Source organism: Streptomyces sp. NPDC107500 (assembly GCF_055582785.1).
The window spans coordinates 707,835-720,915 of sequence record NZ_JBVJPF010000004.1 but is presented as its reverse complement, the minus strand read 5'-3'; the positions used below and the strand labels follow the sequence as shown (position 1 = coordinate 720,915).

At 74.0% G+C, this 13,081-nt stretch carries 12 protein-coding genes; 5 read left to right on the top strand and 7 right to left on the bottom strand.

Annotated features, from left to right (window positions below; translation table 11 throughout):
- Nucleotides 1-170: 170 nt before the first annotated feature.
- The 3 genes from ACZ67M_RS19840 to ACZ67M_RS19830 all read left to right on the top strand — a co-directional run bounded on the left by ACZ67M_RS19840 (nt 171) and on the right by ACZ67M_RS19830 (nt 2,845).
- Nucleotides 171-941: a GNAT family N-acetyltransferase gene (locus tag ACZ67M_RS19840; protein WP_382813681.1), complete on the top strand. Its 771-nt coding sequence runs from the start codon at nt 171-173 to the stop codon at nt 939-941.
- Nucleotides 941-1,777 carry a lysophospholipid acyltransferase family protein gene (locus ACZ67M_RS19835; protein ID WP_469851954.1) on the top strand — a complete coding sequence of 279 codons (837 nt, stop codon included), beginning with the start codon at nt 941-943 and terminating at the stop codon, nt 1,775-1,777. The genes ACZ67M_RS19840 and ACZ67M_RS19835 overlap by 1 nt, the downstream gene beginning before the upstream one ends.
- A 72-nt stretch (nt 1,778-1,849) precedes the next feature.
- Complete coding sequence (locus ACZ67M_RS19830) at nt 1,850-2,845, top strand: DUF2382 domain-containing protein (RefSeq protein WP_469851952.1); 996 nt, start codon at nt 1,850-1,852, stop codon at nt 2,843-2,845.
- A gap of 45 nt (nt 2,846-2,890) precedes the next feature.
- On the opposite strand, the gene ACZ67M_RS19825 is transcribed toward ACZ67M_RS19830, so the two are convergent.
- Both ACZ67M_RS19825 and ACZ67M_RS19820 read right to left on the bottom strand, forming a co-directional pair.
- Nucleotides 2,891-5,236: an ATP-binding cassette domain-containing protein gene (locus ACZ67M_RS19825; protein WP_469851950.1), complete on the bottom strand. Its 2,346-nt coding sequence runs from the start codon at nt 5,234-5,236 to the stop codon at nt 2,891-2,893.
- Between the two features lie 59 nt (nt 5,237-5,295).
- Nucleotides 5,296-6,315, bottom strand: coding sequence for an LLM class flavin-dependent oxidoreductase (locus tag ACZ67M_RS19820; protein WP_469851948.1), 1,020 nt, complete (start codon nt 6,313-6,315; stop codon nt 5,296-5,298).
- A gap of 59 nt (nt 6,316-6,374) precedes the next feature.
- Here ACZ67M_RS19820 and ACZ67M_RS19815 point away from each other — a divergent pair, with 59 nt between their 5' ends.
- Nucleotides 6,375-6,866: a phosphatase domain-containing protein gene (locus ACZ67M_RS19815; RefSeq protein WP_361359228.1), complete on the top strand. Its 492-nt coding sequence runs from the start codon at nt 6,375-6,377 to the stop codon at nt 6,864-6,866.
- A gap of 21 nt (nt 6,867-6,887) precedes the next feature.
- Here the strand turns inward: ACZ67M_RS19815 and ACZ67M_RS19810 are convergent, their stop codons facing one another.
- The gene (locus ACZ67M_RS19810; protein ID WP_125493236.1) at nt 6,888-7,103 is read right to left on the bottom strand and encodes a dodecin; all 216 of its coding nucleotides are present in this window, start codon (nt 7,101-7,103) and stop codon (nt 6,888-6,890) included.
- A 258-nt stretch (nt 7,104-7,361) separates the two neighbouring features.
- Between ACZ67M_RS19810 and ACZ67M_RS19805 the strand changes: the two genes are divergently transcribed.
- Nucleotides 7,362-8,630, top strand: a complete 1,269-nt coding sequence (locus ACZ67M_RS19805; RefSeq protein ID WP_392104214.1) for an extracellular solute-binding protein — start codon at nt 7,362-7,364, stop codon at nt 8,628-8,630.
- Nucleotides 8,631-8,642: 12 nt separating this feature from the next.
- Here the strand turns inward: ACZ67M_RS19805 and egtD are convergent, their stop codons facing one another.
- Genes egtD through egtA form a run of 4 tightly spaced genes read right to left on the bottom strand, consistent with a single transcriptional unit; the run spans nt 8,643 to nt 13,058 of the window.
- The gene (egtD, locus tag ACZ67M_RS19800; RefSeq protein ID WP_361359234.1) at nt 8,643-9,605 is read right to left on the bottom strand and encodes an L-histidine N(alpha)-methyltransferase; all 963 of its coding nucleotides are present in this window, start codon (nt 9,603-9,605) and stop codon (nt 8,643-8,645) included.
- The gene (gene egtC, locus ACZ67M_RS19795) at nt 9,602-10,402 is read right to left on the bottom strand and encodes an ergothioneine biosynthesis protein EgtC (RefSeq protein WP_361359236.1); all 801 of its coding nucleotides are present in this window, start codon (nt 10,400-10,402) and stop codon (nt 9,602-9,604) included. The genes egtD and egtC overlap by 4 nt, the downstream gene beginning before the upstream one ends.
- Nucleotides 10,402-11,760 carry an ergothioneine biosynthesis protein EgtB gene (egtB, locus tag ACZ67M_RS19790; RefSeq protein ID WP_385796447.1) on the bottom strand — a complete coding sequence of 453 codons (1,359 nt, stop codon included), beginning with the start codon at nt 11,758-11,760 and terminating at the stop codon, nt 10,402-10,404. Before egtB ends, egtC begins: the two co-directional genes overlap by 1 nt.
- Nucleotides 11,757-13,058: an ergothioneine biosynthesis glutamate--cysteine ligase EgtA gene (egtA, locus tag ACZ67M_RS19785; RefSeq protein ID WP_469851945.1), complete on the bottom strand. Its 1,302-nt coding sequence runs from the start codon at nt 13,056-13,058 to the stop codon at nt 11,757-11,759. Before egtA ends, egtB begins: the two co-directional genes overlap by 4 nt.
- Nucleotides 13,059-13,081: the final 23 nt, after the last annotated feature.

Below are 13,081 nucleotides of genomic sequence, written 5' to 3'. Positions count from 1 at the left end.
CCGTCAGGTGCGGACGGGCGGGGCCGGGGGAGGTGCTCCCCCCGGCCCCGTCTCGCGTTCGCTCCCGGCATTCAGCAAGCGCACATCCGCTCTCCCGGCACTGGTCACGCGCAGTACAGCCGGCGTCGGAAGAACTGTGGCGGACCCGCACCGCGACCAGGAGAGCACCCATGACCGGCGTACTGACCGCAGACCGTCCTTCGAAGCCCGCCGCACCCCACCGCTACACGGTCGCCCTCGCCCGCGACGAGGAGGACGTGCGGGCCGCGCAGCGGCTGCGGCACGACGTCTTCGCGGGGGAGATGGGCGCGCTGCTGGCGAGCGCGCAGCCCGGGTACGACGTCGACCCCTTCGACGCGTACTGCGACCACCTGCTCGTGCGCGAGGAGACGACCGGGCAGGTCGTCGGCACCTACCGGCTGCTGCCCCCGGAGCGCGCGGCGGTCGCCGGACGGCTGTACGCGGAGAGCGAGTTCGACCTCACGGCGCTCGACGCGATCCGGCCCGGGCTGGTCGAGGTCGGGCGCTCCTGCGTGCACCCGGCCCACCGCGACGGCGCCGTCATCGGGCTCATCTGGGCCGGCATAGCCCGCTACATGACCGACCGGGGCCACGAGTGGCTGGCGGGCTGCTGCTCGCTCCCGCTCGCCGACGGCGGATCGCTCGCCGCCGGCACCTGGGACCGGGTGCGGGCCAAGAACCTGGCGCCCGAGGAGTACCGGGTGCGGCCGCTGCTGCCGTGGATCCCGCGCCCGGCCGCGCCCGCCGCCCGCACCGAACTGCCCGCCCTGCTGCGCGGCTACCTCCGCCTCGGCGCCTGGGTCTGCGGGGAACCCGCGCACGACGTGGACTTCGGCGTCGCCGACCTGTACGTGCTGCTGCCGATGAGCCGGGTCGACCCGCGCTACCTGCGGCACTTCCTCTCGCTCGTCCCGGCCTGATGGGCGCCTGGCTGCCGGTCGCCCCCTGCACCCCGGCGACCTGCCTGGACCCGTCCCGGGCCGCGGTGGCCCTACCGCGCGCCGTGCTGCGGCTCGCCGCGGTCGCCGTGCTGGTCCTCGCCGCGGTCGCGGTCGTGCTGACACCGGTCCGGCGGCGGGTGCCGTCCGTCGTGGTGGCGTCCTGGTCCCGGTGGGTGGTGCGGGCCGCGGGTGTGCGGGTCCGTGTCACCGGTGCCGCCGCGCCCGCGGGCGGGCTGCTCCTCGTCGCCAACCACGTCTCGTGGCTCGACATCCCGCTGCTGGCCGCCGTACGCCCCGCCAGGATGCTGGCCAAGAGCGAGATCCGGGGCTGGCCGGTGGCGGGCGCGCTGGCCGCACGCGGAGGGGTGCTGTTCATCGAACGCGACCGGCTGCGGGCGCTGCCGGACACGGTCGCCGACCTCGCGCTGGCCCTGCGCGCGGGCGCCGCCGTCGCCGCCTTCCCCGAGGGCAGTACCTGGTGCGGGCGCGCCGGGGGTGCCTACCGCCGGGCGGTGTTCCAGGCCGCGCTGGACGCCGGGGTGCCGGTCCAGCCGGTGCGTCTTCGGTACCGGGCGGGGGAGCAAGGGGTGAGCACGGCACCGGCGTTCGTCGGCGCGGACACCCTGCTCGCCTCGATGTGGCGGGTGGCGTCGGCCCGCGGGCTGACCGCCGAGGTGGAGGTGTGCCCGGTCGTGCCGCCGGGCCGCCACCACGACCGCCGCTCCCTGGCGGAGGCGGCCCAGCGGATGGCTCCGCCCGCCGACCCGCACGGTCACCTGGGGAAAGCACCTTCGAAAAGTATGTGTGTTTTATGAGGTATGTGCCGTTTCCGTAGCGCTGGATGCGGACAACCGGAAGGCAGGCACTCGAAAGGAGGGTGATGGCAGATGATCACCCGTGAAGAGATCGCCAACGTCCTGGACCAACCGGTCTACGACGGGGACGGCAACAAGATCGGCGACGCCAAGCATGTCTTCTTCGACGACATGACCGGGCGCCCCGAGTGGGTGAGCGTCAAGACGGGCATGTTCGGCTCCAGCGAGTCCTTCGTGCCCATTCGCGACGCCGCGCTGGTGCAGGACCACCTAGAGGTTCCCTACGGCAAGGACCAGGTCAAGGGCGCGCCCAGTGTCGACGTCGACGCGGGCGGCCATCTGTCGGAGACCGAGGAACACCGGCTCTACGACTACTACGGCATCAACTGGGACAGCGTGCTGTCCGAGGCCGAGCGGACCGACGACGGCCGCTGGGCCGCCGGTCCCGGACCGGCGGGCACCGCGGGTGCCGCCGGCGCGGCGGGTGCCGCGGGTCTGGCCGGCACGACCCGTGGGGCCGGCGACACGGACATGGGCCGGGACGCGGACATGGGCCGTGACACGGACATGGGCCACGACACCAGCATCGGCACCGGTACGGACATGGGCACGGGCAGTGCGGCCGGAATGGCCGGACGCCGGGACGCCCCCGACCGTACGGGCCTGCGCGAGGACGAGGCCATGACCCGCTCCGAGGAGCAGATGCACGTCGGCGTCGAACGACGTGAGACGGGCCGCGCCAGGCTGCGCAAGTACGTGGTCACCGAAGAGGTGCAGCAGACCGTGCCCCTGAAGCACGAGGAAGTGCGTGTGGTGCGCGAGCCGATCACGGACGCCAACCGCGGCGACGCGCTGTCCGGGCCGGAGATCAGCGAGGCCGAGCACGAGATCACGCTGCACGCGGAACGCCCCGTCGTGGAGACCGAGGCGGTCCCGGTGGAGCGCGTCCGCATGACCATGGAGGAGCACACCGAGAACGAGACGGTGCGCGGCCAGGTCCGCAAGGAGCGGATCGAGGCCGAGACCGAGTCCTTCGACGAGGACGACATCCCGCGGGGCCGCGAGTGACCGTTCCCCGCCCTCACCGCGAGACCGAGCGCCGGTGAACCGGCTTCACCGGCGCGTCCCGCCGTCCAGGGCCCGGTCCAGATAGGGCGCGGTGGCACTGCCGCCGGCCCGCGCCACCTCGCCGGGCGTCCCCGCGGCGACGATCCGCCCGCCCGCGTCACCACCGCCCGGCCCGAGGTCGATCACGTGGTCGGCGCCCGCCACCACGGTCATGTCGTGCTCCACGACGACCACCGTGTGCCCGGCGTCCACGAGACCGTGCAACTGGCGCATCAGCACCTCGACGTCCGCGGGATGCAGGCCGGTCGTCGGCTCGTCGAGCAGGTACAGGGTGTGGCCGCGGCGGCCCCGCTGGAGTTCGCTCGCCAGCTTGATGCGCTGCGCCTCCCCGCCGGACAGCTCGGTGGCGGGCTGGCCGAGCCGCAGATAGCCGAGCCCGACGTCGAGCAGCGCGGCCAGGCTGCGCGCCACCGGCGCGGTGTCCGCGAAGAACTCCGCCGCGTCCTCCACCGTGAGGTCGAGGACCTCGGCGATGTTCCTTCCCCGGTACGCCACTTCGAGCGTCTCGGGGTTGTAGCGCGCCCCGCCGCAGTCGGGGCACGGCGCGTACGTGCTCGGCAGGAACAGCAGCTCGACGCTGACGAACCCCTCGCCCTGGCAGGTCTCGCAGCGCCCGCCGGGCACGTTGAAGGAGAAGCGGCCCACGCCGTACCCGCGCTCCCGGGCCTGGCCGGTGGCGGCGAACACCTTGCGCACGACGTCGAACAGGCCCGTGTACGTGGCCAGGTTGGAGCGCGGGGTGCGCCCGATCGGCCGCTGATCGACGGAGACCAGCCGCCCCACCCCCGGCAGGTCCTCGGTGATCTCGCCGACGAGCGTCGACTTGCCCGAGCCGGACACGCCGGTCACCGCGGTGAGCACGCCGAGCGGGAAGTCCGCGGTCACCCCGCGCAGGTTGTGCCGGGTGACCGGACCCACCGTCACGGTGCCCCGGGGGACTCGCGCCCGGCGCACGGGGGCGGGGGAGCGGTCGAAGAGATGACGGGCGGTCGCCGACCCGGTGACCTCCGCCAGTCCGGCCACCGGGCCGCTGTACAGCACCCGCCCGCCGTGCTCGCCCGCCAGCGGGCCGACGTCCACGATCCAGTCGGCGCCGCGCATCACGCCGAGGTGGTGCTCCACCACGAACACCGAGTTGCCGGCCGCCTTCAGCCGCTCCAGCACCGTCAGCAGCGCCTCGGTGTCCGCCGGGTGCAGCCCCGCAGACGGCTCGTCGAGGACGTACACCACCCCGAACAGCCCGGAGCGCAGCTGCGTCGCGAGCCGCAGCCGTTGCAGCTCGCCCGCCGACAGGGTGGGCGCCGGACGGTCCAGGCTCAGATAGCCGAGGCCCAGCTCGACGACGGGCGTGATGCGGGAGACCAGGTCCCCGGTGAGCACCCTCGCCGTCTCGCCCTCGGTCGGCAGCATCCCGGCCAGCTCCGTGAGCGGCAGCGCGGCCAGTTCGGCGATGGTCCGGCCGCCGACGGTCACCGCCAGCGACTCGGCCCGCAGCCTCCCGCCGCCGCAGACCGGACAGGGCGTACTGGTGAGGAAGCGCTCGGCCTTCGCCCGCAGCGTGGCGCTCCTGGAGTCCGAGAACGTCTTCATCACGTACCGCCGCGCGCTCATGTACGTGCCCTGGTACGGCCGCTGGATGCGTCCCGCGTCGCGCACCGGGTGCACCGTGACCACGGGCTGCTCGTCCGTGAACAGGATCCACTCGCGCTCGGCGGCGGGCAGCTCGCGCCAGGGACGGTCCACGTCGTACCCGAGCGCGTCGAGGACGTCCCGCAGGTTCTTGCCCTGCCAGGCGCCCGGCCACGCGGCGATCGCGCCGTCCCGGATCGACAGCGCCGGGTCCGGGACCAGCAGTTCCTCCGTCGTGCGGTGCACCCGGCCGAGCCCGTGGCACTCGGGGCAGGCACCGGCCGCCGTGTTCGGCGAGAAGGCGTCGGAGTCCATCCGCTCGGCTCCCGGCGGGTAGTCGCCGGCGCGCGAGAAGAGCATCCGCAGGGAGTTGGAGAGGTTCGTGACGGTGCCCACCGAGGACCGGGACGTCGGAGCCGCGCGGCGCTGCTGGAGCGAGACGGCGGGCGGCAGCCCGGTGATCTCGCCCACCTTCGGCGCGCCGACCTGGTGGATCAGCCGGCGGGCGTACGGCGCGACCGACTCGAAGTAGCGCCGCTGCGCCTCCGCGTAGACCGTCCCGAAGGCCAGCGACGACTTCCCGGACCCGGAGACACCGGTGAAGACCGCGACCACGTCCCGGGGGACGTCCACGTCCACGCCCTTGAGGTTGTGCTCGCGGGCGTCGCGCACCCGGACGTACGGGTCGTGGGGGCTGTGCATCGCGGGGAACTCCGTACGGTCTTCGGCGGCGGGGGAGCGGGGGGACAAACCCCGCGATTCTACGCCGGGGCGGCGGACGTCCCCGCGCCGACGACGCGGGCGAGCCGCCGGTAGGAGTCCAGCAGCGCCCCGCGGTCGTACGTACTGGTGGTCACCAGCACCTCCTGGGCGCCGGTCTCCCTCACCAGCGTCTCCAGCGCGTCGGCGACCTGCTCCTCGGTGCCGGCGATGTGCCCGCCGAGCCCGGACTCGTACAGGTCGCGTTCCTTGGCGGTCATCGTCCGCGCCTCGACCTCCTCGGCCGGGGGCAGTGGCGGGAAGGTGCCACGGGTGCGTGCGTGGGCCATGGACCAGGCCTCCGGGACCAGGAGCCGCCGGGCCGCCTCGGGAGTGCCGGCCACGGCCACGGTGCCGGACACGACGACGTACGGCTCCGGGCTCCACTCGGAGGGGCGGAACCCGGCGCGGTAGCGGTCGATGCCCCGGCGCATGCGGTCGCGGTCGCGCAGGTCGCCGATGACCATCGGCAGGCCCGCGCGGGCCGCCACGGCCGCGCCCTCGCCCATCGCCAGGACGAAGGGCGGAACGGTCAGCCCCTCGGCGGGGCGGGCGTGCGCGCCGGTCGGGGAGGTGCCGCGGAACCAGCCCAGCAGCTCCGTCAGTTGCCCCTCGAAGTCGTCGGCGTCGTCCTTGTCGCGGCCCAGCGCCCGGCGGACCCCGTCGGTGAAGCCCACCGAGCGGCCAAGACCCATGTCGATCCGGCCGGGGAAGAGCGACTCCAGTACGCCGAACTGCTCGGCCACCACCAGGGGCCGGTGATTGGGCAGCATCACGCCCCCGGTGCCGACGCGCACGCGGCTGGTGGCGCCGGCCACCGCGGCCGCCAGCACGGTCGGCGCCGAGCCCGCCACGCCGGGCACGCCATGGTGCTCCGACACCCAGAACCGGTGGTAACCGAGCCGCTCGGCCTCCCGCGCCAGCTCCACGGTGTCGCGCAGCGCCTGGGCCGCGCTCCGGCCGGCCCGGATGCGGGAGCGGTCGAGGACGGAGAAGCGCGTGGTGGCGATCGTCGAGGTCACATCCGGTTCAACGTCCGGGGCCCGCACAGATTCCCGGTGCCGCGTTCTAGTGTGGTCGGGTGACCGACAGCAGCAGGCCCCCGGTGGCCGTGTTCGACCTGGACAACACCCTCGCGGACACCGCGCACCGGCAGCGCTTCCTGGAGCGCCGGCCGCGCGACTGGGACGCGTTCTTCGCCGCCGCCCCGCACGATCCGCCGCTCGCGGAGGGCGTCGCGCTGGTGCGGGAGCGCGCCGAGGAGTGCGAGATCGTCTATCTGACCGGGCGGCCCGAGCGCTGCCGCCGCGACACGCTCGACTGGCTGGCCGCGCACGGCCTGCCCGAGGGACCCGTGCACATGCGGGGCAACGCCGACCGGCGGCCCGCCCGGCGCACCAAGCTGGAGATCCTGCGGCACCTCGCCCGCACCCGCGAGGTGCGGGTCCTCGTCGATGACGACGAGCTGGTCTGCGACGACGCCGCGCGGGCCGGCTTCGCCGTCGTCCGGGCGCGCTGGGCGGAGCGTTCGGCCGCGCTGCGGGTGGCGCAGGAGCGCGAGGGGCGCACCTGACCGTCCGGTGAGGCGCCGAGGTCAGTCCGACTCCTCCAGGCGGAAACCGACCTTGAGGCCGACCTGCCAGTGCGCGACCTCGCCGTCCTCGATCTGGCCGCGCACCTGGGTCACCTCGAACCAGTCCAGGTTGCGCAGCGTTTGCTGGGCGCGCCTGACGCCGTTGCGGACGGCCTGGTCGACGCCGTCCGGCGAGGTGCCGACGATCTCGGTGACCCGGTAGGTGTGGTTCGACATGCGGGTGCTCCCTTCCGCGCGGGCGGCGGTGTGTCATGCGTCACTCCACCGTGCCCCAAGTCGCGGCGGAGCGCGAGGCATCGCTCTCCCGGGCGGGTAACCCTGCGTCACCCCCTTGACCCTTCCTATTGGTACATACCAAAATTCCAGACACCCGTTCGAGCCTCGGGCTCGCCCCCCATGTCGGGTCTCCCTTCGCGTGCGCAGGACGCCCCTGTCCGCCGCCGACCCCCTGTCCGTCAGACAGAAGGACCCCTCGTGAGACGACGCCCCCTCGCCCTTGTCTGTGTGTCCGCCTCCCTGCTCAGCGGCTGCGGACTGATCTCGCAGGACGGCGGGAGCGAGCGGCGCACCGTCACCGTGTGGCTGATGAAGGACAGCGCCTCGCAGGACTTCCTGCGGCGGTTCACCGAGGACTTCGAGAAGGCCAACCCCGAACTCGACCTCGACATCCGCATCCAGGAGTGGACCGGCATCGGCGACAAGGTGCAGACCGCGCTGAAGGGCGACGGCACGGACGGGCCGGACGTCATCGAGGTCGGCAACACCCAGGTGCCGCAGTACGCGGAGGGCGGCCGGCTCCAGGACCTGACCCTGGAGTCGATGCGTGACTGGGGCATCCGCGACTGGCTGCCGGGCCTCGCCGAACCCGGGCAGTACATGTCCCAGCAGTTCGGCATCCCCTGGTACGCCGCCAACCGCGTCGTGATCTACCGCAAGGACCTCTTCGAGCAGGCCGGCGTCGCGGAGCCGCCCCGCAGCCGCGAGGAGTGGATCACCGCCACCGAGAAGCTCGACGCCGACGGCCGCCAGGGCATCTACCTCGCCGGACAGGACTGGTACACGCTCTCCGGCTTCATCTGGGACGAGGGCGGGGAGCTGGCCACCCAGGCCGGCGACGGCGGCACCTGGACGGGCGCACTGGACTCCGAGGCCGCCCTGCGCGGCATGGACTTCTACCGGGAGCTGCAAGCCCTCGGCGACGGGCCGGTCGACGCCGACGAGGAACACCCCCCGCAGGGCGACGTGTTCGCCAAGGGGCAGGTCGCGCAGATCGTCGCGGTGCCCGGCCTCGCCCAGTCCATCGTCCGCGCGAACCCCGAACTCAAGGGCGAACTGGGCTTCTTCCCGGTGCCCGGCAAGACGGCCGGCGAGCCCGGCGCCGTCTTCACCGGCGGCTCCGACCTGGTCGTCCCGAAGAACGCCGACGAACACGAGGGCGCCCTCGCCGTGGTCGACGCGCTGGCCGGCGCCAAGTGGAACACCGACCTGGCCCGCACCATGAACTACGTCCCCAACAAGGCGTCCCTCGCCAAGGCCGTCGCCGGTGAGGAGGGCGCCGAGGCCATGGCGGCCGGCGCGGCCCAGGGCCGTGCCACCCCCGGGACGCCCCGCTGGGGCGCCGTGGAGGCGGACAACCCGATCAAGGACTACATGACCAAGGTGCTCTCGGGGTCCGACGCGAAGTCGGAGGCCCGCCGGGCCTCCGACCGCGTCACCGAACTGCTGGACGTCAACGCCCGCTGAGCCCGGGCGGGTTCAGCGCACCACGCTCAGCGACAGCGCGAACCGGTCCTCGCCGTCGGTCCACCAGTGGGTCAGATCCAGCCCGGCCGCGGCGAGTTCGGCCCGCACGCCCTCCCGCCGGAACTTCGCGGACACCTCGGTCCGCAGCTCCTCCCCGTCCGCGAAGTCCACGGCCAGGTCGAGCGCCTGGACCTTGACCGTCTGCGCGGCGCGCGAACGCAGCCGCATCTCGATCCACTCCCGCTCGGCGTTCCACCGCGCCACGTGCTCGAAGGCGGTGGGCGCGAAGTCGGCCTCCAGCTCCCGGTTGATCACGGACAGCACGTTCTTGTTGAACTCGGCGGTCACCCCGGCCGCGTCGTCGTACGCCCGGACCAGCACCCCCTCGTCCTTGACCAGGTCGGTGCCCAGCAGCAGGGCGTCGCCCGGGGAGAGCAGGGCGTGTACGGCGGACAGGAACGCGGCACGTTCGTCCGGCAGCAGGTTGCCGATCGTGCCGCCGAGGAACGCCACCAGCCGGGGCCCCGGCGTGTCGGGCAGCGTCAGCCCGCCGGTGAAGTCGGCGATCAGCGCGTGCACCCGGAGGTCCGGCCGCTCGGCGACGATCGCCTCCCCGGCCTGGGTGAGGGCGCTCTCGCTGACGTCGACGGGCACGTAGCCGCGCAGGCCGGTCAGCGCGTCGAGCAGGAAGCGGGTCTTCTCCGAGGAGCCGGAACCCAGCTCCACCAGGGTCCGGGCGCCGGTCGCCGCGGCGATCTCGCCGGCCCGGTCGACCAGGATCTCCCGCTCGGCCCGGGTCGGGTAGTACTCGGGCAGCGCGGTGATCTCCTCGAACAGCTCACTGCCCCGCGCGTCGTAGAACCACTTGGGCGGCAGCCACTTGGGCGTGCTCGTCAGGCCCGCCAGGACGTCGGCGCGCAGGGCGGCGCCCGTGGCGTCCTCGGGCAGGGTGCGGGTCAGTCGGAACTGGCTCACGTGCGGGGCTCCTTGGGAGAGGCGAAAGCGTCTGCGGGGGCGGGATCGCCCGGTTCCTTCAGCGGGGTGAGCTGCACCTCCGTGCGGCCCGCCACGAGCAGCGTGCGGTCGGGGACCTCCCGCCAGTGCGGGTCGTCGTCGTACGGCTCCGAGGCGACGACCGTGCCGCCGCCGGGGCGGGTCAGGTACCACAGGGTGTCGCCCCAGGTGGTCGCCGTGATCGCGGCACCGTCGGTGAGCAGCAGGTTGAGCCGGGAGCCGGGGGCCGCCGCGGCGACCTCCAGCACCGTCTCGGCCAGCGCCCGGCCCTCGTCGTCCCCGGCCCGCAGCCGGGCCAGCACCAGCGCCCACACGAGCGCCGAGTCGTTGCGGGCCTCCAGCGACAGCAGCTCCCCGGCCGGCAGTGTCCCGGCCACCCCCGCCAGGGAGCCCGGCCAGCCGGTCACGGCTCCGTTGTGGCTGAACAGCCAGGTGTCCGCCGCGAAGGGCGCCGCCGCGGCCTCCGCGTCGGCGCCCGCCAGCGTGGCGTCCCGTACGGCGGCCAGCAGCGTACCGGTGCGCACCACCCGGGCCAGGTCGGCGAAGGACTGGTCCGCCCAGATCGGCCCGGCCCGCCGGTACCGGGCCGGCACCGGGTCGCCCGCGGCGTACCAGCCGACACCGAACCCGTCGGCGTTGACCGTCCCGTACCGCTGGTGCCTGGGCGCCCACGACTGGCGGTACAGGCCGTGCGGCGGCGCCACCAGGAGCCGGCCGAGCGGCTCCTCGGGGCCGACGTACGCGAGGTGCCGGCACATCAGGCGACCTCCGCCGACCGTGCGGTGCGGAACCCGGAGAAGATCTGCCGCCGGATCGGATAGTCCCAGTTGCGGAACGTGCCCCGGCAGGCCACCGCGTCCACGGCGAACGAACCGCCGCGCAGCACCTTGTACTCGGGGCCGAAGAACACCTCCGAGTACTCCTTGTACGGGAACGCCCGGAAGCCCGGGTACGGGGCGAAGTCGCTCGACGTCCACTCCCACACGTCGCCGATCAACTGCCGCACGCCGAGCGGCGACTCACCGGCCGGGTAGCTGCCCGCGGGCGCCGGGCGCAGATGGCGCTGGCCGAGATTGGCGTGCTCGGGGCCCGGATCGGCGTCGCCCCACGGGTAGCGGGCGGTGCGGTCGCCGGCCGGGTCGTGCCGGGCCGCCTTCTCCCACTCGGCCTCCGTGGGCAGCCGGCGGCCGGCCCAGCGGGCGTACGCGTCGGCCTCGTACCAGCTCACGTGCACCACCGGCTCGTCGGCCGGCACCACCTCGGTGACCCCGAAGCGGCGCCGCAGCCACTGCCCGCCGTCCCGGCGCCAGAACAGCGGCGCGGTGATGGAGTGCCGGCGGACGTGGTCCCAGCCCTCCGGCGCCCACCAGCGCGGGTCGTCGTAGCCGCCGTCGTCGATGAACGCCCGGTACGCGCCGTTGGTCACCGGCGTGGTGTCGAGGAAGAACGGCGCCACCTCCCGCCGGTGCGCGGGGCGTTCGTTGTCCAGCGCCCACGGCTCGGTCGAGGTGCCCATCGTGAACGGGCCCCCGGGCACCAGGACCTCCGACGGGCCGGTGAACAGCCCCACCGGGTCGGGGTCCGGGGCTTCCAGCGCCTGCGGGCCCTTGCGGAGCTGGTGGGTGATCAGCATCGTCTCGTCGTGCTGCTGCTCGTGCTGGGCGATCATCCCGAAGGCGAAGCCCGCCTCGGTGAGCCGCGTCCCGTGGAACGCGGAGCCCTCCAGCACGTCCAGCGCCCGGCCGCGCACGTCGGCGGCGTACCCGCGGGCCTCGGCGGGCGACAGCAGCGGCAGCCGGGGCCGTTCGGCTCGCGGATGCTCGAAGGCGTCGTACAGGCTGTCGATCTCGGGCCGTATCGCCTCCTGCCCGCCGACGGCGCGCAGCAGCCACTGCTCCTCCTGGTTGCCGATGTGCGCCAGGTCCCAGACCAGCGGCGACATCAGCGGAGACACCTGGCCGGTCAGGTCGGGGCCCTCCACGCAGCTGGTCAGCAGGGTGGTGCGGGCGCGGGCGCGGACCAGCGCGGACAGGGCCCGCTCGCGCAGCGCGTCTCCGTCGCCGGGGTCGGCGGCGGAGTGGGTGTCGGTGGCGGTGTCCATGGCGGGATCGTTCATGAGCGGGTCTCCCTCCCGTGCGGGCCAGGGCTCGCGCCGTCCGGCGGGTCCAGCAGATCGTCGGCGGGGCAGCGGCCCCTGCGGACGTAGCGCTCCAGGTACCCGGCAACTGCGTCCGTGACCTCGGTCGTGGCGCCGAGCCGGGGCAGCGCGTCGAGCGCGGCCGTGAAGCAGGTGACGGCCGCCTCCCGCAGCTCCGGATCGGTGAGGGCGTCACGCGCGGCGTCCTCGTACAGCGGGTTGTGCGGGCCGGGCAGGCCGAGGGTGCGTTCGGCGAGCGGCTTGACGGCCCGGTAGGCGGTCTCGGTGGCCTCCGGATCGTCGAACAGCGCCGCCGTCACGGCCAGCGGCACGATCCAGCCGTCGTCCCCCGGCTGCGCGTCGATCATGCGCAGTTCCAGGTGGCCGCGCGGCCTGACCGGCGGGAACAGCGTGGTCAGGTGGTAGTCGAGGTCCTCCCGGGTGGGGGGCCTCGGCGCCCGGCTCCGGGTCCACTCCCGGAAGGTCATGCCCTCCGGAACGTCCCAGGGCCCGCCGTCGTCGCGCACGCACATCACCGGCGCGTCCAGGACGTGCCGGGTCCAGGCGCCGCGCGGGTCGGAGTCGAGCGGTGGGCCGCCGGCCCGCTCGGCGCCGATCTGGGCCCACCGCAGCTGCCGGGTGGACCGCCAGCCGGTGGGCCGGCCGGCGGCCAGCGGGGAGTTGGCGAACGCGGCCACCAGGACCGCGCCCAGCTGGTGGGCCAGCCACCAGCGGCGTACGTGCCCCAGCGGGCCGGGTTCCTCCTGCCCGGCGTCCACGCAGACCTGCACGGACGCCGAGGTGCACATCATGAACCGCCCGGCGGGGCCGGTACGGTCGAGACAGGTCTCCATCGCGTCGTAGCGCGGCTGCCGCAGAAAGCGGCGGGGCGGGTGCCAGGGGTCGTGGCCGAGGCCGACGAGGGCGAGGCCGTCCTCGCGCAGGACCGCGCGGACGGCGTCCAGGTCGGCGGAGACGGTGCGGACGCACTCCATCAGGGAGGCCGCGGGGAGCGAACTCAGCTCCAGCTGGCCACCTGGTTCGACGGTCAGCGCCGACCTCAGGGGCACGGCCCGCAGCGCGGTGTACACCGCCTGGAGCCGTTCGGGTGATACGGGGAGCCGCGGCGCGCGCAGCTCGTGGACCAGCCATTCCACCTCGACGCCGAGGAGCCTGGGCGGACCGGTTTTGAAGCAGATGCCGTGGACCAGCGCCTCGACCTCGGCCTCACTGACGGCGGTACGTGGCCGGATACAGCCACCAACCGAATCGGACATGTCGGGATCCTCCTGAGATTCCA